The organism is Salmonella sp. FC25216, assembly GCF_057751355.1.
Genome location: NZ_JBDGON010000007.1, coordinates 224,541 through 249,860 on the forward strand (window position 1 = coordinate 224,541; position 25,320 = coordinate 249,860).

Consider the following 25,320-nt stretch of genomic DNA (forward strand, 5'->3'; position numbering starts at 1 on the left):
TCCGCCTCAGTGCTATAACGTTTCTTCACGGCGTAAACATATTACCAGGATATATCGCACTATTGAATTTTTTCAGTAGCGGATTTCTGCATTATTCAGACGCCAGGCCGCTCGCTGGCCCGCTCTCCCCGTTGAGCAAACTATTTTGCCGCCAGGCTGACTTATCAAGCCAGCTCATAAAGTCAGTAGCCCTCATTGGCCTGGCATAAAGAAATCCCTGAACGAATCCTACGCCGTGGCTTAAAATGTAACGCAATTGGTGATGAGTGCTGACCCCTTCGGCAACCACATTGAGTCCCAGTCGCTGACTCAGCGTGATGATAGTATCCAGTACAGGAACATCATTGCTGCTGGTATCAATTGTATCGATAAATGTTCTGTCTATTTTAAGATAATTTGCAGGCAATTGTTGCAGATATGAGAGAGAGCAATAGCCAGTCCCAAAGTCATCAATCGCTATTAACACACCTTTTTCACGGAGCGTTGAAAGTTTTTCTGCGACCAGTGAAGGTTCTACAATCAGGCTACGCTCGGTGAGCTCCAGCATAAGCGTTATGATTCCCAGATGAGCCCTGAGCGCCTCTACATCTTGTATAAATCCGTCATCCATAAGATGCGCAGGCGATATATTTACGCTGATATAAAAATTATCCGGTACATTCCAGTTTGTTACGTCATGTGCAATCAATTCAAACAAATGACGAGAAAGTGGAATAATCATTCCTTCATTTTCTGCCGCGGTGATAAAAATATCCGGGGTCATAAAACGGCCATCCGGTTGCGGCCAGCGCATAAGCGCCTCCACGCCGCCGCAACTGCCGCGTTTAACATTAAAAACAGGTTGATAATGTACCGTAAACTCATTGCACGCTATTCCCCGCTCAATCTCCCGGGCCAGAGATAAGCGTTTTAAATGCCAGCGCCTGTAGAGCAAAATCATCCCTACAGAAAAGCATAATGATAGCGGAACAAAAATAAAAAGATTGTGTAACCAGTATGCCGATAATGTTGAGAAGGGAGTGCGTACCATCAGTTGGATAGAATGATCTGTTGAGGTGAACCGTTGCGTTAAAAATGCCTTACCGTACAATGTCGCAGCGCTTGTAATAGCATCCCCGGTGCCGAATGTTAGACTAAAACCAGATGCTCTTTCTGCCGCCAATATCTCCATGAGCTCCTGCACATACTGGAATCCACAATGACAAAGGCCGCTTTATTCGCTGCTATTTTTTTCACATAAACCACGACAAGCCGATCTGGCCCTTCGACCATACTACCGATGGATCGCAGCCACCGAGCCGGATAAGAAGCAGGTAAAGAAAACCCTGCCAGCCGGGAAAAATGATAGCGTTCAGTTCCTGTGACAAAGGAGCAAGTGATATCGCCATTTTCCAGAAACCCAATGTCACGGACATAAGGAGTGAAGGCCCGCGTTCTGGACAGTTCTTTCAGCGTGTCAGTGCAGGAACGTTCAGCCAGACTGGCGGCTTTTCCGGCGACTTGCCAGGAGGCGTTTGACATATCCGCGCTAAACCGCAGCAGCGTATTGGCGCTGACGGCGATATCTCTTTTTAGCTGGAAGATACCGGCGAGTAACCCCGCTAATATCATTACGATCAGTGGAACGGCAATAAACAACATCAGAAATATCTTTCTTACTTTCATAACATTGTCCTCTTACCAGCCTTTCTTTTGCCACTGTACGCTTTGATATGATAACCAAATTAACTTAATATAGAAAAGAAATATTAAGAGATACGTTATATGTTCTTAATGATAGCAAGACAGCACACCCTGTGTCGAAAACATAAAAGAAAATATCAATACTCAACAGATGCAGGATGCCATCGTTAAAATGAGTGATAGCAGATATCTAAAATAAAGTCACGTGCGATATGTTAGTCTGACACTAAGTTAACATAATAATCATGGCACGAATACCAATTAAAAACAGTATTACTCATTGTAACTCAGCATTACTACTGGTGGTACACACATTATACAAATGCCGATTAAGCGAAAACATATAGGTGTTTTTTCCAATGTTGACAATCTTTAACTCATTAATCGTACCGGGTTGTAATAGTCTCAACCAGGAGAATAAATCGCCAGCAGTATCAGAGTCAAAAGTCTTCACTGAATTGACTTTAAAAGTAAATGTTTTCATACCTGTTCTGCGCAGTTTACTGATGCAGATGTCACGGAAAAAAAGCCGTTTCTCTTTCGTATCGGTAGTAACATCGTAGTGTACGGTAATCCTGCCGGATTTAAGATCCAGAACCAGTCCACCATCCATGTACAGTTTTCGTGGTTCAATATAAGCCTCTGATTTTGTCGTGCATATAAGATTATTGGCTCTATAAGAATCACGTTTTATCCACCCAAGCACTGTTACAGACCCTATTACGATAATGATTATGAATATTATAAACATAATCAATAACGTTCTTTTACTGTAATACATTTTGGCACCGCCATTTCAACAGGATTTAAGCATTGTAGAAAAATATTCAGATTAGGTTCCCTGATATAATAAAGATGGCGTCCATTCTGCCTGTAAATTTTAATTTTCAGAGAGTTATAGGCAAAAACTACTTCGCTTAACGTGACCTTATCCTCTTTGGTTTTATAGATTACATAATCATTATATTCACCAAGATACGTAAAAAAAGCATCAGGACTTTTACGGGAAGGTGCACTATATATATGAAACATCCCATAGAATAATATCAGAATAATGACTCCTGCTAATACTATAAAAGCACTGTTATGTTTAATTTTATAGATTATGCTTTTCCGCGACAGGTTGCCATTAACGTTTTTATCCTGTACCTTTACGGTGGTTATTTTTTTTATAGGCTCAATGGAAACAGACAACGACACACCAACCCGAGGGCGAGTTACGATGTCAGATGACTGTAGACCAATGCTACTAAAATCATTTCTCATTTGATTAATAAGTTTATAGTAACTTGATTCTGAGACACAGCCTCCACGATTCTCCCAGACAAAATGGATAATATCTTCTTTTTTATAAAGGCCTTGCCAAAAAGCAAGAAGTAAATGGGTCTCGGCTTCTGATATTCTGAGTATCTCATTACCCTGCGATAAGGTCATTTTCGTACTATCAAATACAACACGCTTATCAAGTAAAAATATGCTTTCATTCATGACAATCCTAAAGGTAACTGCATCCATCATTTAGACAACATATTATCATGCTCAAAAAAGAATTCAGCCCCCTAATTAACTTCAGTTTAACTTAAAAGTATCACACATAGTAAACAATAATTGACACTCACATCAATTAACCATTAAAAATCAAAATATTACAGTAAAATCTGAATGTTTTTTTACCTTAATGCAAACTTAGAAAAATTCTGAAAGCCAAAAAGTAAGAAAAAAGTAAGACTAATTATACGGCTTCAGAAGCACATTTCAGAAAAGTTTCCTTAATCTCACTATCGTATTATCCATCGGGAGTTTTAGCTGATGCGGATTTTACATAGCAAAAGTGTGTAGATTTGTATTGCAACGTCGTTAATCTATTCAGTCACGGAGAGGATTATTATCGAATTACGCTCACTCAAATGATAACACTATCAGTTGTACTAATGAGGTATACGGGCTAAAGCGCTTATCGCTCTATTTCAGCAAAAGAGAAATAATCCTATCAGTTTGATATCGCATTAAAGATAGGCAGGAGGGTATAGCTTACATCCCAAAATAGAGTTAATGATGGTTAATTTTACCACGTCTCCATAAGCACGAAACATTTGGGCGAATTACACTCGCCCTGAAAAAAGTAAAGATTAATACAGGAACTTTATAATATGTCTATGAAAAAATATTTAGCCATGGTTACAGGCTCGTTTCTTGTCTCCAGCAGCGCGATGGCTGTTTCTGATAATACCATCACCTTTCAAGGGGAAGTCACTGATGAAACGTGCTCTGTCGTGATTAATGGCAATCAGGCTAAACCCGTCGTGTTATTGCCGACAGTAAGTACTAAAGAGTTAACAGATCAAGGGAAAACGGCGGGGTCAGTCACGTTTGACATTGGGCTGTCCGGGTGTACCGGCTCTAAGGACAAAACAACAAAAATCTCCACCGTCTTTGTCGGTAATCAGGTCACCAGTAACGGTAACCTGGGTAATACTGGCAGTGCGAAGAATGTTGAAGTTCAATTGCTCGACACCTCAGATAATCCAATCAATCTGACCGGCGGTTTTACTGGCGACGGCGACCTACAGCTGGAGCCAAATGCTTCTGAAGCGAGCGCGACTTATACCGCACAGTATTATTCTACCGGGAAAGCAGAGGCAGGGACAGTCGCTGCCACCCTACAATACGCCGTTTCGTATAAATAATTGTCGCTACGGTCTGGTGTTGAATCACCAGACCATTTTCTATCGCCAGGGAGTTGTTGAGATGAAAATGGATACCCGACATTCCGGATTATGTTACTTAATAGTTTTTCTATTCCTGGCCCTCCCCGCCACAGCATCGTGGGCGAGCGTTACTATTTTGGGTAGCCGAATAATTTACCCATCGACAGCCTCCTCCGTAGATGTGCAGTTAAAAAATAATGACGCAATACCTTATATCGTACAAACCTGGTTTGATGATGGCGATATGAATACCAGCCCGGAAAATAGCCGCGCGATGCCGTTCATTGCCACGCCGCCAGTATTTCGTATTCAACCCAAAGCTGGCCAGGTTGTACGCGTAATTTATAACAACACGAAAAAATTGCCGCAGGATCGTGAGTCAGTATTCTGGTTTAACGTATTACAGGTGCCCCCAACGAATATTGGCAGCGACAGCGGGCAAAATAAAATGTTGGTGATGCTGCGTTCAAGAATAAAACTTTTCTATCGTCCTGACGGGCTGGGCAAACCTGATAATCTGGCGAAAAAACTACAGATTAAAACGGTTAATAATGGCTCCGGAAAAAGCGGTATTGTTATTGTTAATCCGCTGCCCTGGTTTGCCTCTTTAAGTAACCTGAATGTAAAAGTGAACGGCGCTTCGTATAACCTGGATGCTGACATGATTGCCCCTTTCTCCAGCCAAACCTGGTGGCTGCCGGGCAAACGGTCACTCAAATCCTTCTCCGGTACAGTCACCGTTACTTTGGTTAACGACCAGGGTGCAAGGATAAGCGAGAGCTACGATGTCCCCCACCATTAATTTGAACCGCAAAAGCCTTGCGCTATTGATCGCCATATTTTGCTCAGGCTCCGCACAGGGTGAAGAGTATTATTTTGATCCTGCGCTACTTCAGGGGGCCACTTACGGACAAAATATTGCCCGTTTTAATGAACAGCAAATGCCTTCCGGAGACTATCTTGCCGACGTTTACGTTAATGGCACGCTGGTAACATCGAGCATTAATATTCGATTTAATGCTGTAAAAGAGGGTCAACAAACTGAACCCTGCCTGCCCTTATCGGTGATGAAAGCGGCACAGATAAAATCACTCTCCGCGACTGGCGCTGCGCCCCAGTGTCGCCCGCTCAGTGAGTGGGTACCTCATGCCGGCTGGCAATTTGATAGCGCCACGCTTCGCCTGTTGCTGACGATTCCGATGACCGAACTTACGCACAAACCGCGTGGTTATATCTCACCTTCAGAGTGGGATAGCGGCGCGCTGGCGCTGTTTTTACGCCATAACACAAACTGGACTCACACCGAAAATACCGATAGCCATTATCGTTACCAATACTTATGGAGCGGTATAAACATGGGCGTTAACCTCGGACTTTGGCAGGTCCGTCATCAAAGTAATCTGCGCTATGCCAATAGCAGCCAGAGCGGAAGCGCCTGGCGCTATAATAGTGTTCGAACCTGGGTGCAAAGACCTGTCGCGTCCATTAACAGTATCCTGTCGCTGGGCGATAGCTATACGGACTCCAGCTTATTCGGCAGCCTGTCCTTTAACGGGGCTAAGCTTGTCACCGACGAACGGATGCGCCCTCAGGGAAAACGCGGTTATGCGCCGGAAGTTCGTGGCGTAGCGGCCAGTAGCGCGCACGTGGTAGTAAAGCAACTGGGGAAAGTGATTTATGAAACCAACGTTCCGCCGGGCCCATTTTATATTGGCGATCTGTACAACACCCGTTATCAAGGCGATCTGGAGGTAGAGGTTATCGAGGCCAGCGGTAAAACCTCACGTTTCACCGTGCCTTATTCTTCCGTGCCGGATTCTGTACGTCCCGGTAACTGGCACTATTCGCTGGCCTTCGGCAGGGTTCGTCAGTACTACGATATTGAAAATCGTTTCTTTGAGGGAACGTTCCAGCACGGCGTTAATAACACCATTACCCTCAACCTCGGTTCACGAATTGCGCAGCGTTACCAGGCATGGCTGGCGGGCGGCGTCTGGGCCACGGGTATGGGCGCGTTCGGCCTCAACGCCACCTGGTCGAATGCGCGCGCAGAGCATAATGATCGCCAACAAGGCTGGCGCGCGGAACTCAGTTACAGCAAAACGTTTACCACCGGCACTAACCTGGTACTGGCGGCTTATCGTTATTCAACCAACGGTTTTCGCGATCTTCAGGACGTGCTCGGCGTACGCCGGGAAGCGAAAACGGAGATTGATTACTACTCCGACACGCTGCATCAACGCAACCGCCTGTCTGCGACGGTAAGCCAACCGTTAGGACGGCTCGGCACGCTTAACCTCAGCGCCAGCACCGCAGACTACTACAATAACCAATCGCGTATAACACAGCTACAAATGGGATATAGCAACCAGTGGCGGAATATAAGCTACGGGGTGAATATCGCACGACAGCGCACCACCTGGGATTACGATCGCTTTTATCACGGCGTCAACGAACCACTGGATGTGAGTAGCCGACAAAAATATACCGAGACAACAGTGTCGTTTAATGTCTCTATACCGCTGGATTGGGGCGAAAACAGAACCTCTGTCGCCATGAATTATAACCAGTCCCGTCAAAGCCGTTCCTCAACCGTATCAATGACGGGCAGTAGCGGTGAGAACAGCGACCTGTCATGGTCAGTTTATGGCGGCTACGAGCGTTATCGCAATGGCGATAGCGGCGCATCAACGACGTTTGGCGGTAATCTACAACAGAACACCCGGTTTGGCGCACTTCGCGTCAACTATGACCAGGGCGATAACTATCGTCAGGAAGGACTGGGCGCGTCCGGCACCCTGGTACTCCACCCTGGCGGTCTGACGGCTGGCCCCTATACCAGCGATACCTTTGCGCTCATCCATGCCGATGGCGCGCAGGGCGCGGTCGTACAGAATGGTCAGGGCGCTGTGGTTGATCACTTTGGTTACGCCATTCTGCCTTCGTTATCTCCTTACCGCGTCAATAACGTTACGCTCGATACCCGTAAGATGCGCAGCGATACCGAACTAACGGGAGGAAGCCAGCAGATTGTGCCTTATGCCGGAGCCATCGCGCGTGTCAATTTCGCCACTATCAGCGGCAAAGCGGTGCTGATCTCCGTGAAGATGCCAGATGGCGGCATACCGCCAATGGGCGCTGATGTTTTCAACGGTGAAGGCATAAACATCGGAATGGTCGGCCAGAGTGGACAGATTTATGCCCGCATCGCCCATCCGTCCGGCTCTCTGCTGGTGAGCTGGGGAAAAGGGGCAAACCAGCGTTGCCGGGTTGCCTACCAACTCGATCTTCACACAAAAGAACCGTTTCTCTATCTGAACAAAATCTGCGAGAAGGAATAGCACAATGCTTTTTAGTTTCCGAACGCTGTTGTTTATCACCAGCCTGTTCGTTAGCGCCGGAACATGGTCGTCATGTATAAAAGTCATCGATAAGAGCGCGCTCTCTGACGCGGCGATAAAAGCTGGCTACACGGCGCAAAACTGGCTCGGCGCAACTGACACGAATACCGGTAATATCGGTTTACCAACGGTGATTAGCATCAGTAATAGTGAAAAATTTCAACCCTCCGGCACACTATTGGCCAGTGGCATCGGTAACTTCCTGACAGCCGCCACCGGAACGCCCTATTCCAGTAAACAGGTACTTTACCGCTGCGATTCCTCCGATGCCGGGAAGCTCTATGAGATGTATTCGACAAATGGCGATAGCGCTTTTGCGGGAGCATTTTTTACTTCCGAAGTGGAAGGCGCCTATTATGATGTGGAGCGTAATGTTGCTGTCCGTATGACAAACCTTAGTACCGGCGAATATTACAGCCGTTTCTGGAAAGAACGCCAACTTACCGCAGACAGTTGGTTTCAGGATGATAAATATATTTATATTCCTGCCAGCGCGTTTAGCAACGTGTTATATGAGATGTTTAAAATTGACTCAAGCCAACATTTTGTCTACACGAATCCACTGGACAGAGATACCTGGACGCAGCCTCGGGGTTATATAGCGTTTAAAGGCCCAGGCTTGCTTACTGAGCAAATCAAAACGGGACTGGATCATGCTATTGATTATTATGGCTGGCCTAAGGAGTGGCCCGGGGCATGGAGTACCTATAATAGCGTCACGTATGTTCGCGGCGCGTTATGTAAAATCACAGATTATCCTGCGATCGTGAAAATTCCTCCTGTCGCCGTCGGCGTATTAACCGCCGGGGGCAGTAGCCAGGTACCTTTCCACGTCAGCCTGGAATGTGAGTCCGGCGCCGTATCCAGCCCCCGTCCAACCATTAGTGCCGCCAATGTCGCGATGGGGTTTGTAGTTAATCAACCAACCGCCGTGGCGGCGGCGCATCGCCTGGGGCTAACCACATCCGCAGGCGGTCTGTCGTGGCTACTGGACACCCATTATGGTGAACCCGGCGTAGCTTCCGGAGTGGGTATCCGCATCTATAACGATGCCGGTACGCCGATTAACCTGTTGCCCGATCGTATCAAGACGGGTGCCGGCAACGCCCGAGGCTGGTATGGCTATAAAGATTTAACCACACGGGTATCATCCGGTTCAGTAGAAACCTACAGCGGTGATTTTACTGCCTCGCTTGAGGCGATCGGCGGACAAACAGTAACGGCAGGAAGCGTGAATGCGCAATTACAGGCAGTGGTTAGTTTTCAGTAAAGTCATATTAACGCTACTCTGGTTGACGGGATGGTATGGTCAAGCACAAGCCGCCGTTAATATTGACAGAACCCGAATTATTTTTGCTTCAGATGATATCGCTCAATCGTTGACATTATCCAACGATAATACAACGCCGATGCTGTTACAGGTATGGACCGACGCCGGAAACATTGACGCCTCTCCGGATAATAGCAAAACGCCGCTGGTGGCGCTGCCGCCGGTATTTAAAATGCAGCCAGGAGAACTGAGAACGCTTCGCCTGCTCCTGAGTTCCCGCCAGCAGCTTGCAACGGACCGGGAGAGTCTCTTCTGGCTAAACATTTATCAGATACCGCCAGTCACCCATAACATTAAAAACAACCCGCGAAAACTGGTATTACCGCTTCGTTTGAGGCTAAAAATTTTAATCCGCCCAGCCGGGTTAAAAGCGCCAACGGAAGCGGAGGAGAAAAAATTACGTTTTATTGCTAAAGAGAATAATATACGGATCGTTAACCCTACCTTGTGGTATATGAGTTTAACGTTAACGATGGATGGCAAGAAAAGTATCGGGGATATCATGGTTGCGCCGAAAACAGCACTTGATGTGCCGCTAACACGCTCGCCAATGCCGGGAACATCGATAAATTATGCAGTAATCAATGAATCTGGAAACTGGCGACAATATACAGCCATACTGGAAAAATATAATATGTCAGTTATTCATTGAAAAAAACCGACACACTTAACGTATCGCGTCGTAGTGTGTCTGACATCTATGTTACGTTATAAACTGTTTTGCTCTGGTAACCCATTATGTTCTGCGGCTACGTAATGGGTTTTACAAGCTCTGATGATGAATCTGACTCAGAACAAATTCTTCCAGGTAGCCGTACGGCCAGGAGAAGTAATTTAGAGGTGGATCACAATTTTGTTAATTGATTAGATTTTATCCCAAATGGCGCCAGTATTAAGGTCGCCATATAAAAACATTCTATTACAACGAGTTATCTCCTTCTGCCTCCGCCCCGGCGCAAAGCTATAGGTTTTTTCTATCTCCTTGTGAAACAAACAATTATTCTTGATACGGTGCTGATTAACAATCGTTCGCGGGCAACGTACATTCAGCGAGTTTCAGAGCTTCCTGACGGAATTCAGCCGGTGCTGTTTCCGGGGCTTCTTACTGGTTGATACAGATCCTGCCTCTTACTTGAGAATTTACTCATTTAGCCGTATGTCCACTATGGGTGGATAAGATCATTTATCATCGTAAGGGTTGAAAGCGATAAGTTAAACTTGTCCTGGCTCAACAAGGGAACCCGACTAATGATGAGCTCTTCATCTTCAAGGCGTTTTATGCCTTCCAGCAAGAATAGACATTAAATCGACAACTGCTGCCAGGTCTTGCAGGCGCAGTGGACAATGGTGTGGTAACAGCCTGAGTCATTTCTTATTTTTCTCATTCAGCATAACTGCATCTTCTGATAGAGAAATTTTTATCTAAACATATAAAAAACACAGTGAAGAAAATGCTACTTTTTTCTAGCTAAAAAGCTACATTAATTTTTTTACGGAGAGCATCTTATGCGCAAGGTGTCGATATCTATATTATTCCTGCTAGTTTCACTAACCTGGGGGACTACATGGTTGGCTATGCGAATTGCCGTTGAAACTATCCCTCCAGTGTTTGCAACCGGAATGAGGTTTATGTTTGCAGCACCTTTTTTAATCATCATTGCATGGTTAAGAAAAAAACCGCTGTTGTTTCCTCCCGGACAACGATTATTCCAGTTTGTGATTTGCATCTTTTATTTTTCTATTCCTTTCTCACTAATGATTTATGGTGAAACCTATGTCAACTCTGGGCTTGCCGCCATTATCTTTGCGAATATGCCTGTGGCCGTTTTGATAGCATCGGTGTTGTTTCTAAATGAAAAAGCGAAACTAATGCAGATCGCGGGCTTAACTATCGCAATCACTGCATTGACGGGGATACTTCTTGAAGAAACGAATACAAGTACAGAGAGTCACTGGCAGGGTATCACTGCGCTTATTTCTGCTGTGTTAATCCATGCCATAATATATACACAATGTAAGAAAAGAAGTTGTACTGTCTCTGTTATCACATTTAATGCGCTCCCGTGCCTTTTAGCTGGGTTGATACTTTCTGCGACAGGATGGTTTTTTGAAAGACCACAAGTATCAACCTTCTCAGTACACTCAATATTAGCTACCCTGTATCTCGGGGCTTTTGCCGGAGTTTTTGGTATCCTGTGCTACTTTGCGCTTCAGCAAAAGGCTAATGCCTTCCAGGCTTCGCTTGTATTTCTTATCTTTCCGCTGATTGCGGTAAGTCTGGAAGACTATATTTATGGATATGCTATTTCAACACACTCAATGCTGCTTATTATACCATTAGCTATCGGGATATTTCTTACTCTTGTCGCCAGAAATATCTCTGTAACCAGCAGATGCCAGGATAATTCATCATAGAAATAATCGATTTATAATAACGCAAATAATTCCTGATGCCTTACTGAGCTCCGACTAATGCGGGGTGGATAAGCTGGAATACAGACCCGGTAATACACAGCGATTATATTTAACAAGCAATGTAATAAAGGAGTTTTTTATGTTCATGTTTCTGCCATTCTTGCTTGCACTGAGCGTGGCAATGGGGGCCATAAACAGAAAGGATAAAGTCAGCTACATTCTGTGGGGCGTATTACTCATCGTCACTATTTTATCATTCATTCATCATATGACCAATTCACTGACTTTGTCATTTTAAGGAGTGTGTATGAAAACGCATCATCATCCAACAACATTTGTTCATCTGATTAATCAGGTGGGACTCCTTGGGATATGCGTTGCTCTGGTTGTAGCCTTTTATTATCAACTCGTTAGGCATGAGCTGCCTTGTCCAATTTGCTTATTACAGCGGGCTGGTCTCATCATCGCCGGTTTTGGCTTTTTATTTAACCTCTGCTTTGGTCTACGAGGTATACATTACGGGATGGTAATTATTGGCAGTATCCTGACCGGAGTTATGGCATCCCGGCAAATGTGTTTGCATATCATGCCCGGTGACACAGGATATGGTTCTGCATTTTTTGGATTACACTTTTATACCTGGACTCTGATTACGTCAATTCTGATTATTATTGCTGTTGCGGTAGTTCTGGCAATCAGTAGCATGAATGTTGCATTTCGTTCATTGAATATTAATCCGGACCTGTTCAGTATTGTCGGTTGGGTATTTCTGTTACTGATTACTGCCAACCTTATTTCAACTGTACTGGAATGTGGCGGAGGGGAATGTGCTGCTAACCCGGTCACATATAAGCTACTGTCGAAATAGGATGTTGCCTTTCTGAAAACAGGCCTCCTGACGAGGACAGTTCTCCGGTTATGACGCACTTTTAAAATGACTGATTGGTAAATATATAGCAAGCACCTGTCTTGTAGAAATTGGAATGATTATGGGCTAACACGGACGTTTCAGTAACGTTGTAATGGTGCAATAATAGGAATCAAACTTACAACCTTCGCATTACGAATACAATGTTTATACCTTTCCAACCTACTGAACAACCACATCATAATACACATTTGTCTTTATAAAACATGCGACTAATTTAAATCACATGTTGATTTAAATTGACTGACGTTGATGTGTATTCACTCTGTTTACTTACCCCAGCCATTACATTAGCATACCTGCTTGATCTCCCTTTATCTAATCTTACTCCTGAAAATATTGCCACATAGTTAAATTCAGAAAAACAAACTTACAGTGGAATTGATGCTATGATCGGTATCGCACAGTTTGGCCTGAATACCCTCAAAGTGATCTACTATTTTAGCGCAGCTATTTAGCATCAGAAAACATTTTAATACCGTTATAGTGGAAAATAACCTTAACTTAAAAAATATTTACTCTACAGATGAGAGGGGGGGCACTTCAATCTGCGATTATACTCATGCAAGCAACCAAAAATAATATCAGATGTGTGTAATTTTACCTTTCATTCTTTCAGAAAGAGGCAATAATCATAAAATAAAAACAAACGACTCTAATAATAGTCTAGTAAAAATCATTTGTACTCCTCATGAAGTTGAATAGTACCCACCCAATCGCAATTTTATTTTATAACTGCTAGTATATGATTACTATAGATAGTCTTAAGTCGTATCATAAACAACCAAATACTTTATCTCTCTTGAAATAAGAGGTAGCCAATAATAAGATGATTGAAGAGTTATTATCATTTGAGGGGAATCATACTTAGCAGAGAAAATTGCTTTTATTCAACAACCTATAGAGCCCGAAATGACCGTGTTGTACATCAGTATAGCATCAATGTCCAGGCAGCTCAGCAAATGGCAAAAAAGTATAGTGAAGACTCACCGGTGGCTGTTACCACGGGTCATATAAGTTGGTTTCCCTCACCCAGGGCCTCGCCCCCAGAGGCTCTTTGCAATCATTTTTTCCTGTAATTCCAATTACTTAGAATATGAGCACGCAAGCGAGGTAAAACGTCTGGAGATAGAGAGATAGATCTATGCATTAATTATCATTATAAACAGGAAGTCATATGAAAAATGAATCTATTTATATAAATACATTTAATATGCTTAACTCGCATTCCTTACCAGAAAAACTTTCGTTTGATATATTTAGTCAACAATCCGATAGAGATAAAAGTATTTTTAAAAGAAGTCTTAATGATGGCTATATATTCAAAGGACTCGTAGGCCATGGGGTCCAAAGTTGGTGCTGGCGCATTATATGGGAAACATCACAATGTGGTGTCGCTTTAGATATACCTATTCGAGGCATATACTCAGATATTGACACGACTGATAATATGCCAGCACAGGATATTGGGGAGTTATTTGTTAATGCTTGCAGCAGTGCAATGGAATCCGAATTTCACTTCCAAAATCAAAAAGCAAACATATATATAATAATGGACACTGATGAATTCAAATTTAAGATAGTCAATACCAGAGATAATAAAACAATATATGAAGGTTCAGCGTTAGCAGAACTGTTAGATATACTTGAAAGTAGTAATAAAAAACAAATTCACGGTAAAAATATATGACAACTTTAAATAGAACATTCTTAATAAGCAATCCAAATACAAGTTCAGCGGATAGTAGCCATCCGCAACCGCACAACAGAAAACAGTTACCAGGAATAAGAGCAAGAGCATCTGTAGAACGACTAAGTGATTCTGAGACCATAAACCGACTCAAAAAAATCATACAACAAAACATATCTAATCATGGTGGTATGAATGAAATATCTCATATTAATCTGATTAACAAAATAAATAACAATCATATTTTGTCTGCTAAGAATAAAGATCACAATTTTTTTATTAGTCAGTCCACCCATGCCTGTACACAACTAAAGAAGGCAATTTGTCATGCTGATATTTGCATGCGAAAACTGGAAGATTACAAACTTAACGATTTTTCAACTCATTCAGATTCAGAAGTATTTAAGGCGCTTAATCAAGCTGTTAAAGCGCAATATTCACTTAAAGAAAAGTTAAAAATATATGGAAAAACGGTTACTGGTGATATGCTAGAATATATTAGCTTATGCGCAGAAGATTGTGAACGCCGCATCAGCAAAATGCTCAATGTTGCCAGCCAGGCAAATAATTCCAATCGAAAAAACAATATCGACATCATGAAAAATATCGGTGAAAATTTAGATAATGTTGTCACTAATATGCATGGCACTCCTCAAGCAATGCAAGAATTTTATAAAGAAGTCAACGAGTTATTGATTGAGCTGGATATATTAGAGAAAAATAATAATGGGATAAATAATAAAATCGCCTATCACCGATTAGAAAATAAAACACGCAACCTCCAGTTCAAATTAAACGCAATGCTATCGCAAAATAAAACATATGAAAGAACAAAATTAATATATGACGATATTATTTTCAACACTATCAACAAATCACTAAATCTCGCACTCGGAAGATGTAAAATAATTGCAACAGCTAATATTAATCCTGTTTTCGAAAATTCGATAAACCAACTATTTCAACCGACAATAAATACCCTGAAAACGGCCCAGGACAAAATTCCGTACATATATACGGAAGAAAAAGAAGTCATTAATTATATAATACAATATACAGAAAAACTCCAGACTAATCTACAAGAACAGGCAAAACGGCTTGGGGGTTTAAGCGAGCTCAATTCGGTACATCGAGATGTACAAAAAATGATTGAATATGTGAACACGTGGTCCTATCCTATTATAGGAAAGCTCCCTCAAAGTCTTATTAAAATAGTACGCGATAGTTTCAATCGGACAATATATAACTCTTTTGATTATCGGGTTTTTTCATCTGGATTAATCGAACTATCTCAGCTATCAATAAAATCCGCCTCTGGAAACTTTACTAACACTGGACGTTATCTGACACAAGCTTTTTATAATTCACCGGGCTCTGATGCCTTGATAGAATGTTACTCACGCGGTATTCCACCTAAATATCTTGAAAAGGATTCATCCTCCGAAAGGCTTAAATCAGCTCATACGCTAGGTTGCGGAAGCGTAAATGAAGTGACATTGTGTGTTTATAACGCACCACATGGACAACATCCTATTGAGAAAGTTTTTAAACCTGAGTATGTTGGTCGTTATGGATTAGGTAATCTTCAACTTCATTGTTTGGACGGCAATAACTTTTCAGAAATGCTAGTCCGTAATATTGCATCCAGTGAGGTAGCCAAGTATTTAGGTTGTCAAAATATAGTATCAACAGCAACAGCGGGAATGTATAAAAAACAGTTTGGGCTTTTTATGAATAAAGCCCCTGGAAAAACACCTTGTGATCTTGTAAGTACAGGCGGGATAACTCAATCCCAGTTAGAATCGATTCTTAGCATATGTAAAACAAATAACAAATTCGAAATTGCAAAAGCAAATTTACGGCATGAATTAAATAATCTGGAGTGGGCTGATGCGTTAGCCGGCCAAATAGATCGACATTCTGAGAATTATCTTATCGATATTGATAAGCTTACCGGCAACATAAAAGTAACAGGGATTGATAATGATGCCTCCTTTAGCGTAGCATTAACAGGTATAGGTATTATATCAGTAAATAATCTAAATATATCTGTGCAAGACAGGAATAAGTTAACCCCTTATTTTCTTAGAACATCGCAGGGAAAACTATACCTTGATGATTATCATAGCCCGGTAATTGATATTCGCATGTTAGATCATATCGGTCAAGAAACCATAAGAAATATTACTGGGATAAATCAAAAAATAGTGCCTGATCTTATTTCTCAGGAGACTTACGACGCATTAATGTCTATCGATGCTGTTGATTATGCAGAAACCCTAAGCGAATTATTACCACCAGCGAATGTTCAAGCTGCCCTTAAGCGTCTTGAATCAGCTAAACAACATGCTTCAGAATTATATCGTAATAATCGGGTCATAAGTAATTGGCAAGATCCTAACATTGAAATTTATTATAACAACGAACTGCTAGATTATGAAAATAAAGTAAACAGAGGCATCAGTTATCCACAAAATGCCAATCTCGATCTATCTTTATATCTTAGGGACTTCCACTATAGTGTATTATTGGTTTGATTTTCAGAAACTTATAATATGCAGCGTCTGAAAGTACGGGTGTTTGAGAATTTGACATCAGGCACTGGCTGTTACATTTTTAGCCGTATACTGCTGGTCCCATGATGCGATAAGGCGGTGTCGTATAAAACATAAACAATGTCTAATTTTGGGCTTCTCGCTACACCTGATTTGATATATAAATCAATATATGTGCAAAAAGAATGATGATAGCGAATAGTATTCAGACGCTGATTTTATTTCATTCTTATAATATATAAACTGGAGTTTTGCTAATATGAGCAGTAAAGATCAACAATCTCAATGTAAAAAAATTAAATTATATAATTCTGAAATAATGGATTTACAATTTAAAATAGAAAAAATATCTCAGATTCTGAAAGATTTTGATGAGCATAGCTTGCAGGTTGATGACAAAAAAAAGATCACTATAAAAACAACGCCTAAAGTAAATAAAAACATTGCTAATGTATTAAACATCAGCTACGAAGAATGCGTAAATTTACCTACAAAAATCATCTTGAAGAAATTATCAGAAGAACAAAAAAAGAGCAAGAATGTAGCAATGGAAAAACTAAAATTCATTACAACCATTAGCCAATCTCTACTACACCTGGCAACAATAAGACACAAAAAGTAGCAAAAATTGATGAAAAGTTATTTTATTAGAAGTTAAATCTCACATTAGTGCACTTATCGAAATATGTTCACGAGGTGTGTAATAATACACCATTAATGGCGATTCAAATGCAAAATATCTGGTAATATTATGTTTCATAGATTTTTTTCTGGATACACGTAAGTACAGGTAAATAAATGAATCTTTATGACATTGATAAACCCACCGAATACATAGAAAAATTGTTATCTCTCTTTCCTGTTACACAGCCATTTTTGCTTGAGTCGGGGAGTATTTTAGATCCTAAGGAGAAAAAAGATTCAATGCAAAAAAAGATTTATTTTTTGCTTGATGGCGCATTGCTTGTATCTATCGGCGAAGGTGAAAAAAAACATAATCTGGGTATAACTACCAGTCCTTATATCCTTGGGCTAGGCCAGTTAGGACAAACTGGTGCTATTTGCGAGTTTGAATCAATATCACCATGCTTACTGGATTCAGTTGACATTGACGTCTTCAATAAGATTATAGATGAAAATGGCATGTGGCGTGAAGTTGTTCAGATTTTGTTACCCACGTTAGCAACAGTAGCAGTTCGAGCCTCCACATCAGGTTTACAATCTGCTTATGAAATAATTCGCAGTTATCTAATTTATATGGAAAATGAAAACTCCTATGCTATCAAGGAAAGGTATACCGTTGTCAAGTACATGCAGACATTTTCAAGGTTATCACGCAGCATGATTCTAAAAATTTTAGCACAACTAAAAATTGGTGGTTTCATTGAAATGGAAAATGGAAAACTTATAAGAATTAATAAAAAATTACCAGAAAAATTTTAACAGTATTTTTATGTATTATCTTCACTGCCAGACCTCTGCTGCATTGGAATCCAAAATGAGACCGCAAGGTAATTTATTAATCCTGTAACTAATGCATTATTGGCCTTGTCATAAACAGATAAATAGCTTTATAGTCTGGCGATATACCCAAGCGAAATTCAGTCTTGTAAAATTTTAATGGATAATAAGCACACAGCTTATAAGGAGTAATTGGATGTCATTACGGGCAAATATAATTTTAAAAGAATTTGGTATCACTCAGGGCGTACCGGATATGAAGTTTAATGAGGATGGTATCTGTTCATTTCTTATTGATGAGGAATATGACATTACTCTCATTGCTGATAGTGACGAAAAAATATACATGTATGGTGTTTTAGCCAATACCACAATCGAAGACGCCCATAAGCAAGCACTAGTACTTATTTCTGCAAATACTTATCTTTTCAGTAGCGCTGAGCTTGTATGCTGTTATGAATCACAAGCACAGGCTTTCATTTTAATGAAAGTTCTAAACCTGGATAACTTAACAACCAACATTATCGAAGAAAGTATCGATAAAATTATTGATACGATAAAAAATGTACGAAGCACTCTGGCAGAGTTGGAGCTTTGAAAAAGACTTAATACATTAATATTGCTGGTGCTGGCTTCCTGACCTCGGTTGGATAGCAGAATATTGTATAGCCGTAAACTTAATAGTTAGCTGCACCATATTTCAAAAAATAAACAACATTAAGTAATTATTCTTATGAAAAAAAAATCTTTTTTTACTCGTTTTAACTTGTATATCGTCGGTAGTTTATGCCCAAAATATCGACTCGTCAAAAACGGCGAAAAATGAGGATTTGCCGACACTAAATTCCACATTAACACCGAGTACACAACCCACCCCTTTTGAAAATAAAATCATCAAAGGCGCATCATCATTCGCAAAATCACGCGAATCAGTGAGTAACCATGCTTATGCGCAGGTATCTCAGCTAGCATCCGATGCTTTTGAAAAGTGGTTAAAGCAGTACGGAAATGCTCGCATAACGCTCAATACACAAACACAAAATAGTAAGGCTTTAGCCGGCAGTAGCGCCGACCTGCTGTTTGGCCTTCACAATCAAGAAAATCGTCTTGACTATATCCAGTTCGATACACATTACGAGGATTCTGATGATATGATTGTTAATGTGGGTCTTGGGCAACGTTATTTTCTGAAAAATAATACCATGTTAGGTTATAATCTATTCTATGATCAAAATATGAGTAGCAATGTAACCCGTACGGGTGTTGGCCTTGAACTCTGGCGTGACTATTTCAAATTCAGTGGCAACGGATATTTTGCACTTAGTGACTGGCAAGATTCTGACGAATTACAAGATTATGATGAAAAGGCTGCCGATGGCTATGATATACAAATAGAAGGTTATTTACCTTCTTATGCTCAGCTAGGCGGGCATGTGAAATATGAACAATATTTTGGTGATGATGTCGCATTATTTGGTACCGACCATCTGCAAACGAATCCAAATGCCATCACTGTAGGACTCAGTTATACACCAATTCCTTTAGTCACCTTTGCAGCAGATTATAAAAAGGGAAGTGATTCACTGGACGATACGGCAATATCAGTGTCCTTCAACTATGCATTTGGTATTCCCTGGTCACAACAAATTTCCCCAGATGCAGTACAAATTCGTCGTTCTTTAATGGGGTCACGCTTCGATTTCGTTGAGCGTAACAATGATATTGTTATGCAATATCGCAAACAAGATGTCATTAAACTCTCGCTACCTGCATCATTAAGCGGGGAGATATCAAAGCAGGTACCATTGACAGCATCGGTTGATACAAAAAATGGGCTTGATCATATTCAATGGGACCCATCATCATCCCTGCTGAAAGCCAATGGATCTGTTACACAGGGTAGCGACGCGACACATTTCACTGTCACGTTACCTCCTGTCGCAGGGCAGTATACCCTTAAGGGCATCGCTTATGATCGCCACAACAATGCCTCAAATAGCGCACAAACTCAATTTACAGTTATTGAATCGAGTGCAGGAAACCCACAAATAACCTTTAAAACACCAGAAACAGCCTGGACCGATCGCGCTGAACCTCTTAGTGTGATTGTTACCGATTCCACGGGTAATCCAGCACCGGGCACTTCTATCACATTCTCCACCACCAGTGGAATCTGCGGCGGTAGCGATTGTTCCTTTAGCAAAACCGAAGTTACGGCAAAAGATGAGAGTGGCATAGCTATCGCCTCAACAACATTATCTGACACTACAGATGGGCCGGTGACTGTTACAGCATGTATTACGGGTACAAATAACTGCACTAACCAGACGATTACATTTTATGATCCACCAGCACTTACCGGACAACTACAGCTGGCAGGGAAAGCACTGCTTGATAATTCGCTACCGTCCTCATGGATTAGCAACACACAATTTAAACTTAGTTCTACCGCACAGGGTGGGGATGGCCATTATAGCTGGGAATCATCGAACGAGGATATTGCTTCAGTCGATCAAAATGGCGTCGTAACGATCAAGGATCAATTAGCTAACTTTACTATCCGTATTACCAGTCTGGGAAGGCAATCTGATGATGCCAGCTCGTTGCATATAGCAAAAGGGAATGAAATGTTACATGTTTCCTCATCACTGGCGACCTACGATGATACAAAAGCTAACTGTGAAAAAATGGGTCGCAAAATACCAGCATTGGCTGATTTCCAACGCATAACGGCAATGTGGGGGAATATGGATAGTTACCCAACTTATCAGGCAATGAATAAATATGTTTGGGCGGAGAGCGAGACAACGAGTGATGTCGGGACGGGTTACCGCATGAGAGATGGTGCCAATTATCCTAACTTGCTAAAAACAGATCCTGAATATCAGGGATGCCTGGAATAAAAATGAACGCCAGCCCGAAGGGCTGGCATTTTACTCACATACACATAAACTGATTATCCCATGCTCAACGCGACAACTTCCCCCTACAATCCTTATTTTATAAATTCTAATCTTACTCACATAAGACAGACGCCTCCCTAAGCGAGATGGAGACCTTCTGGCTCACAGATAACTCTGGCCGATAGGTTGAGCATAGAAAGCATGTGGAAATAATCCCGTTTCTCCCCTGAATTTAGGACATAAAATGAATCCAGAAACATTCCATCTGCTTAATGCCTTTTATGAGCAGACACTTGGGAAACCGTTAGAATCATGCAGCCTGGTAGGCTTCAACGGGCAAGATACCGTTAAAATTCTCTGGTCTCTCAATGAGATTTTTATTCCCCATTTGCACCGTCTAAAAACCCTCCGGTATAAAGCGCAATACGAACCAGAAGCGGACGAAGCGATCAAAAATCTTGTATTGAACGGCGATGACTGGTCATCACTTCCTCTTACGGTTTTACGTATCCTCTTCGAAAGGCATCAACAGGGTCTCTTGCTTTGTATTGGTAACGCCACTGGGGAAAACCGGGTTATTGCGTATGCTCCGGCAGATCTGAATGACAATACCCGGGCAACTTTCGTAATCGCTTTTCTACTACATGCAATGGTTCTTCCTTTTCCAGTAGCCGACGAATCACAACTCGACATTGACTCAATGCTTGAGTATCAATCCGACGCGTTGCATTAACGGATTTCTGGTGGACTTCTTCGAATTGAAACTATCAGACATGTTTTCCGCTCCCTTTTGTCATTACACTTTATCCAAAAGAGAGGGGGTCGGCTATTTCAATCCAATAATTCGTAACCAGTGTATCAATGCATCCTGCCCCACATCACCAGGATGAACAGTGATAAAGCCCCACTTCTATGGTTGACCGCTAACTCTGCGCAGAGAACAAGGTTATTCAGAGACAAAATATTCAAAGCCAACGCAAACCAGACCTTCAGATGACGGAAGTAGTATAAAGATGATTCGCTAATGCTTTTTATTACCAATGAGGAACTGGAGTTCAGGCGGGTAAAAAAGAAATGCGCATGCACCCTGTTGCATAAAGTCCCTGGTCCGGGTTGATATTAATATCTTCAATAATCGAACCCGATACCGACGACATCATCCCCGGCTGATAGCGGCAGGGGGATCAAGTAGTGCAACCCGACGATACTGGTGAAAGGGATTCTAAGGTATCGCGTAAAAAGCTCTGACATAATAAACGATCGGGCATAGACGTAATCTCATTGAATTGTTGGCAAAATCAGTCGATCGCATTTTTTATGCCCGTCCTTTTTTATCCGCTCATTACTGGGGGAAGCCCTCAGTGGAGGAGTGTGGTCAGGTCAATTTCATAAGAGTACTCAAAACACAAAATCAATTATAAGTAAAGGTAAATGTTCCCATAGCTTTAAATGTTCCTGTGGTTATTACTCCCTTCCCATCGTCACTTAGCACTGCATAAAAATTAGCCTCGCGAGTATCAGGTGTGCTTGAATCCTGGACAGAATAATAACTATTAGCATCATTTGGAATCAATGCGACATCATTCGTTGAGTATATCTGTACACCGACACCACGCTGTGCATTATTGATATCAGCCAACATACTATTGCTATAAGGTGATACGTATTGGGACGTTAGTTTGGTGATCAGATGATTAACACCACCACAGCCGGTTAATTTTATAGTAAATGGAATTTTTTTCGGATGTTTATTACCAATCAGTTCACTCGTATAGTAATCACCAAGATTAACCTGAGTCCCTGATGCATTATCTGAATTTTCAAGCGTGGCCGCATCACATGTCGGTTGCGGGATGTTAAGAGTGAATGAATTATTATTAATCTGAATATCCTGCGCATCAGTCTGGGAACCAATTCGGAAATCACCAACCATATTTGCGTTAGGTGTTATGGTATGCCCCTGCCCTGGTACATAATCTCGGGTCTGGAAAAGTGTCAAGTCGAAATGACCTGACTTACCTTTCCAGTACTCTTTATCATGATCATCATCAACTGAAAAAACCGTTGTGTAGTCCGTACTCATTGCAATGTAACCCGTTGGTGGCTCTGAATTCGAGACGAATTTTATTCCATATACAATTCCGGTAACGTTTGTGGGAAATAATGCTACTTTAACACCATTAATAGTCGTACTTGTAACCGCAACCCCTGATTGCTTTGAGTTTAAGTCTTGCCCCCCCTTACCAGCATTACATGAAGTAGTTACTATTACAGAACCTTTGATATTATCTTTCAAAATTTTTGTATCAGAAACGGGGGAAGTAATATCAACTGATTGTGATGCAAAGGTTAATGTATCCGTTTTTGCACCATTAAAAAAACACTCAGTTGCCCCAAACGCATGGATAGAGAAAGAAAATAAAAAAACACCAATGACAGGCCTTGATAGTTTACAAGCGATACGTCCATTATTCATAAGTTACCTCTACAGTCACATGCGTCGTAAAATCCCCCTCTGTAATAGTGTTAATTTTTTGCAAGCGCGCAAAAAAACCATAACTATTTAGATAGGTATCAGATGTTACATCAAAAATAGCATTCGAATGCCCGGATTCATCAAGCACATTTTTATCCTGCTGTTCAGCAAAGATAACTAACCCTACGCCAGTTGCGCCTCCATCAGCAGGTAATATATCATTAGCAAATGCCTGAGAACTTTCTACGGGGAAAGTACCTGATTGAGGGGAAAAGTTAAAAATAAGCTTGCTGATACCACCATTACTCAGCGGAGAGCAATCTGATACGTTAATAGAAAAATGCTTTCCATTACCGATATAATTGGTAAAAGAGTCAACGCTTTCAATCGCAGCAATACTTTGCTTCCCAAGGTCAACAGACCCGGAGTCGGAAAAAGAAATCTTACAACTATTTTCAACCACATTTGCTTTCACATTTAACGAAAGAGTTTGCTCTGCAGAATGCGCTATCCTTACGGTATCTATCTGAAAGATAAGCATAGTCAGAAGGCAACAGTACCATAGTGAATGTCGATAATTCATGTTGTCTTTCTCAAATCTACGGGTATGTAACGATAAGTGTAAGAGTTGTATCAAAACTCCCGGCCTGTAATGTGGTTTCAGTCGGTATCATTCGTATGCTCATCGGTAAAATCGTCGTATCATTGGTCACAGAAAAACTTTGTCCTGATGATTGCGAGCAGATAAATTTCGTACCGGCATCTGGTTCGCCATTCCATAATTCAACAGCAATCCCTTTGGCATCACCATTCGTATTGGCAAAAGCATCTTCCTGTCCATCACCATTAGTACATAGAGAGGAGGAGGATGGCGCAATGGTAACTTTCGTTACTGCCAGGCAATCATTAAGAGCAATACTAAAATTTTTAGTTGGTTTATTACTGTTAAACTCAGAAATATACATATTACCAAAATCCAGTGTATCAACTAAGTTACCAGCATCATCATGTAAAACTGCTTTGCAAGTCCCACTTTCTATTGTCGAATTAAATGTTGCCGTTATTGAAGCAGTATCAGTAAGAGCGAAACTAATTTGAGATGATGACACCAATACTCCGGCAAGTATCATTCTCTGCAGATTAAGCATAATAACACCCAATATCCTATATTTTTATTCATAGGTAAAATTGAAAGTAGCAATAGTACTAAAATTCCCTGCTGATATTTTATCGGAAGTGCTAATCAAACGAGCAATTAAAGGTACAGTACCGCTGTGAATTTCATCCTGGGTCCACACCAACCCTCCATCGTCTGCAGTACTGTTGATGGTAAAAGGGGTATCCGGTGCAGTCTGGCGGGCAATAGTTAATCCTATATTTTTTGCGCCGCCATCGCTCCCGGCCAAAGAGTTAACTAACGCAGTAGTCACCCCGGATACAGCCGCTCCACCAATGGATACATTAATTTTACTAATTTCAGGGGCGCAATTAACTATGCCTATGGAAAAATCTGTGGAAGCGCTGTCCAGGTGATTAATAATGTCCATCGCCCCCACTTTACCATTATTACCAATCGTGAAAGTATAGTTATTTCCTCCAGTAGACTTGCCACCCAGCAATGTCATATCGCAAGTTGAGATTTTAATGTTGGCTATGAAATCAAGGTCAAGGTTCAGCGCATTAACTTTCCATGAAATAATACATGATAAAAAACAGAAAAAATAACCATGATACCGCCTTCCAAAAGTCATCATCGTATGATCCTTAGTG

At 41.4% G+C, this 25,320-nt stretch carries 20 protein-coding genes and 2 pseudogenes; 15 read left to right on the top strand and 7 right to left on the bottom strand.

From position 1 onward, the window contains the following. Nucleotides 1-91 precede the first annotated feature (91 nt). The 3 genes and pseudogenes from AC3G3F_RS15840 to AC3G3F_RS15850 form a co-directional block, all read right to left on the bottom strand. A pseudogene (locus tag AC3G3F_RS15840) lies at nucleotides 92-1,665 on the bottom strand (EAL domain-containing protein). A 498-nt stretch (nucleotides 1,666-2,163) separates the two neighbouring features. Further along, nucleotides 2,164-2,464 (bottom strand): annotated as a pseudogene (locus tag AC3G3F_RS15845) (hypothetical protein). Beyond that, a complete protein-coding gene (locus tag AC3G3F_RS15850; RefSeq protein WP_488395303.1) occupies nucleotides 2,437-3,171 on the bottom strand; it encodes a winged helix-turn-helix domain-containing protein in 735 nt (244 codons plus the stop codon). Before AC3G3F_RS15850 ends, AC3G3F_RS15845 begins: the two are co-directional and overlap by 28 nt. Nucleotides 3,172-3,833: 662 nt before the next feature. On the opposite strand from AC3G3F_RS15850, the gene AC3G3F_RS15855 reads away from it, so the two are divergent. The 15 genes from AC3G3F_RS15855 (at nucleotide 3,834) to AC3G3F_RS15925 (ending at nucleotide 21,807) form a co-directional block, all read left to right on the top strand. Continuing rightward, on the top strand, nucleotides 3,834-4,370 hold the full coding sequence (locus AC3G3F_RS15855; RefSeq protein ID WP_053508614.1) for a fimbrial protein: 537 nt from the start codon (nucleotides 3,834-3,836) through the stop codon (nucleotides 4,368-4,370). A 61-nt stretch (nucleotides 4,371-4,431) separates the two neighbouring features. After that, a complete protein-coding gene (gene stbB / locus AC3G3F_RS15860) occupies nucleotides 4,432-5,193 on the top strand; it encodes a fimbrial biogenesis chaperone StbB (protein WP_063390187.1) in 762 nt (253 codons plus the stop codon). Further along, nucleotides 5,177-7,732, top strand: a complete 2,556-nt coding sequence (locus tag AC3G3F_RS15865) for a fimbrial outer membrane usher protein (protein ID WP_070801545.1) — start codon at nucleotides 5,177-5,179, stop codon at nucleotides 7,730-7,732. Before stbB ends, AC3G3F_RS15865 begins: the two co-directional genes overlap by 17 nt. Nucleotides 7,733-7,736: 4 nt before the next feature. After that, nucleotides 7,737-9,062: a fimbrial usher protein StbD gene (gene stbD / locus AC3G3F_RS15870; RefSeq protein WP_430725251.1), complete on the top strand. Its 1,326-nt coding sequence runs from the start codon at nucleotides 7,737-7,739 to the stop codon at nucleotides 9,060-9,062. Next, nucleotides 9,028-9,774: a fimbrial assembly chaperone gene (locus AC3G3F_RS15875; RefSeq protein ID WP_070803466.1), complete on the top strand. Its 747-nt coding sequence runs from the start codon at nucleotides 9,028-9,030 to the stop codon at nucleotides 9,772-9,774. The genes stbD and AC3G3F_RS15875 overlap by 35 nt, the downstream gene beginning before the upstream one ends. 854 nt (nucleotides 9,775-10,628) lie before the next feature. Further along, nucleotides 10,629-11,537: a PhoPQ-activated DMT family transporter PagO gene (gene pagO / locus AC3G3F_RS15880; protein WP_053508623.1), complete on the top strand. Its 909-nt coding sequence runs from the start codon at nucleotides 10,629-10,631 to the stop codon at nucleotides 11,535-11,537. A gap of 139 nt (nucleotides 11,538-11,676) precedes the next feature. Beyond that, complete coding sequence (locus tag AC3G3F_RS15885; RefSeq protein ID WP_072162024.1) at nucleotides 11,677-11,835, top strand: DUF5993 family protein; 159 nt, start codon at nucleotides 11,677-11,679, stop codon at nucleotides 11,833-11,835. A gap of 9 nt (nucleotides 11,836-11,844) precedes the next feature. Continuing rightward, complete coding sequence (locus AC3G3F_RS15890) at nucleotides 11,845-12,405, top strand: disulfide bond formation protein B (RefSeq protein ID WP_053508625.1); 561 nt, start codon at nucleotides 11,845-11,847, stop codon at nucleotides 12,403-12,405. A gap of 1,237 nt (nucleotides 12,406-13,642) precedes the next feature. Continuing rightward, on the top strand, nucleotides 13,643-14,155 hold the full coding sequence (locus AC3G3F_RS15895) for a hypothetical protein (RefSeq protein ID WP_488395306.1): 513 nt from the start codon (nucleotides 13,643-13,645) through the stop codon (nucleotides 14,153-14,155). Next, nucleotides 14,152-16,692 carry a hypothetical protein gene (locus AC3G3F_RS15900; RefSeq protein WP_488395308.1) on the top strand — a complete coding sequence of 847 codons (2,541 nt, stop codon included), beginning with the start codon at nucleotides 14,152-14,154 and terminating at the stop codon, nucleotides 16,690-16,692. Before AC3G3F_RS15895 ends, AC3G3F_RS15900 begins: the two co-directional genes overlap by 4 nt. Before the next feature lie 277 nt (nucleotides 16,693-16,969). Beyond that, nucleotides 16,970-17,332, top strand: a complete 363-nt coding sequence (locus tag AC3G3F_RS15905) for a hypothetical protein (RefSeq protein WP_053508631.1) — start codon at nucleotides 16,970-16,972, stop codon at nucleotides 17,330-17,332. 176 nt (nucleotides 17,333-17,508) lie between these two features. After that, nucleotides 17,509-18,153 carry a helix-turn-helix domain-containing protein gene (locus tag AC3G3F_RS15910; RefSeq protein WP_063390179.1) on the top strand — a complete coding sequence of 215 codons (645 nt, stop codon included), beginning with the start codon at nucleotides 17,509-17,511 and terminating at the stop codon, nucleotides 18,151-18,153. Nucleotides 18,154-18,367: 214 nt separating this feature from the next. Beyond that, nucleotides 18,368-18,769 carry a CesT family type III secretion system chaperone gene (locus AC3G3F_RS15915; protein ID WP_053508635.1) on the top strand — a complete coding sequence of 134 codons (402 nt, stop codon included), beginning with the start codon at nucleotides 18,368-18,370 and terminating at the stop codon, nucleotides 18,767-18,769. A gap of 232 nt (nucleotides 18,770-19,001) precedes the next feature. Next, nucleotides 19,002-21,074, top strand: a complete 2,073-nt coding sequence (locus tag AC3G3F_RS15920) for an inverse autotransporter beta domain-containing protein (protein WP_488395310.1) — start codon at nucleotides 19,002-19,004, stop codon at nucleotides 21,072-21,074. A gap of 244 nt (nucleotides 21,075-21,318) precedes the next feature. Further along, nucleotides 21,319-21,807, top strand: coding sequence for a hypothetical protein (locus tag AC3G3F_RS15925; RefSeq protein ID WP_226295962.1), 489 nt, complete (start codon nucleotides 21,319-21,321; stop codon nucleotides 21,805-21,807). A 678-nt stretch (nucleotides 21,808-22,485) separates the two neighbouring features. Here the strand turns inward: AC3G3F_RS15925 and AC3G3F_RS15930 are convergent. From AC3G3F_RS15930 to AC3G3F_RS15945, 4 genes are all read right to left on the bottom strand, one after another. Beyond that, complete coding sequence (locus AC3G3F_RS15930; protein WP_079813378.1) at nucleotides 22,486-23,550, bottom strand: fimbrial protein; 1,065 nt, start codon at nucleotides 23,548-23,550, stop codon at nucleotides 22,486-22,488. After that, nucleotides 23,543-24,133, bottom strand: coding sequence for a fimbrial-like protein (locus AC3G3F_RS15935; RefSeq protein WP_488395313.1), 591 nt, complete (start codon nucleotides 24,131-24,133; stop codon nucleotides 23,543-23,545). The genes AC3G3F_RS15930 and AC3G3F_RS15935 overlap by 8 nt, the downstream gene beginning before the upstream one ends. Before the next feature lie 16 nt (nucleotides 24,134-24,149). Further along, on the bottom strand, nucleotides 24,150-24,659 hold the full coding sequence (locus AC3G3F_RS15940) for a fimbrial protein (protein WP_176168223.1): 510 nt from the start codon (nucleotides 24,657-24,659) through the stop codon (nucleotides 24,150-24,152). A gap of 63 nt (nucleotides 24,660-24,722) precedes the next feature. Next, nucleotides 24,723-25,304 carry a fimbrial protein gene (locus AC3G3F_RS15945; RefSeq protein WP_488395315.1) on the bottom strand — a complete coding sequence of 194 codons (582 nt, stop codon included), beginning with the start codon at nucleotides 25,302-25,304 and terminating at the stop codon, nucleotides 24,723-24,725. Between the last annotated feature and the right edge of the window lie 16 nt (nucleotides 25,305-25,320).

What these genes read in the sequence shown, in the direction of transcription:
- AC3G3F_RS15900 (WP_488395308.1), top strand. Translation starts at nt 14,152, where the DNA reads ATGACAACTTTAAATAGAACATTCTTAATAAGCAATCCAAATACAAGT.
- AC3G3F_RS15875 (WP_070803466.1), top strand. Translation starts at nt 9,028, where the DNA reads ATGCGCAATTACAGGCAGTGGTTAGTTTTCAGTAAAGTCATATTAACG.
- AC3G3F_RS15915 (WP_053508635.1), top strand. Translation starts at nt 18,368, where the DNA reads ATGTCATTACGGGCAAATATAATTTTAAAAGAATTTGGTATCACTCAG.
- AC3G3F_RS15890 (WP_053508625.1), top strand. Translation starts at nt 11,845, where the DNA reads ATGAAAACGCATCATCATCCAACAACATTTGTTCATCTGATTAATCAG.
- AC3G3F_RS15945 (WP_488395315.1), bottom strand. Translation starts at nt 25,304, where the DNA reads ATGATGACTTTTGGAAGGCGGTATCATGGTTATTTTTTCTGTTTTTTA.
- pagO (WP_053508623.1), top strand. Translation starts at nt 10,629, where the DNA reads ATGCGCAAGGTGTCGATATCTATATTATTCCTGCTAGTTTCACTAACC.
- AC3G3F_RS15905 (WP_053508631.1), top strand. Translation starts at nt 16,970, where the DNA reads ATGAGCAGTAAAGATCAACAATCTCAATGTAAAAAAATTAAATTATAT.
- AC3G3F_RS15935 (WP_488395313.1), bottom strand. Translation starts at nt 24,133, where the DNA reads ATGAATTATCGACATTCACTATGGTACTGTTGCCTTCTGACTATGCTT.
- stbB (WP_063390187.1), top strand. Translation starts at nt 4,432, where the DNA reads ATGAAAATGGATACCCGACATTCCGGATTATGTTACTTAATAGTTTTT.
- AC3G3F_RS15895 (WP_488395306.1), top strand. Translation starts at nt 13,643, where the DNA reads ATGAAAAATGAATCTATTTATATAAATACATTTAATATGCTTAACTCG.
- AC3G3F_RS15855 (WP_053508614.1), top strand. Translation starts at nt 3,834, where the DNA reads ATGTCTATGAAAAAATATTTAGCCATGGTTACAGGCTCGTTTCTTGTC.
- stbD (WP_430725251.1), top strand. Translation starts at nt 7,737, where the DNA reads ATGCTTTTTAGTTTCCGAACGCTGTTGTTTATCACCAGCCTGTTCGTT.
- AC3G3F_RS15865 (WP_070801545.1), top strand. Translation starts at nt 5,177, where the DNA reads ATGTCCCCCACCATTAATTTGAACCGCAAAAGCCTTGCGCTATTGATC.
- AC3G3F_RS15850 (WP_488395303.1), bottom strand. Translation starts at nt 3,171, where the DNA reads ATGAATGAAAGCATATTTTTACTTGATAAGCGTGTTGTATTTGATAGT.
- AC3G3F_RS15930 (WP_079813378.1), bottom strand. Translation starts at nt 23,550, where the DNA reads ATGAATAATGGACGTATCGCTTGTAAACTATCAAGGCCTGTCATTGGT.
- AC3G3F_RS15925 (WP_226295962.1), top strand. Translation starts at nt 21,319, where the DNA reads ATGAATCCAGAAACATTCCATCTGCTTAATGCCTTTTATGAGCAGACA.
- AC3G3F_RS15910 (WP_063390179.1), top strand. Translation starts at nt 17,509, where the DNA reads ATGAATCTTTATGACATTGATAAACCCACCGAATACATAGAAAAATTG.
- AC3G3F_RS15885 (WP_072162024.1), top strand. Translation starts at nt 11,677, where the DNA reads ATGTTCATGTTTCTGCCATTCTTGCTTGCACTGAGCGTGGCAATGGGG.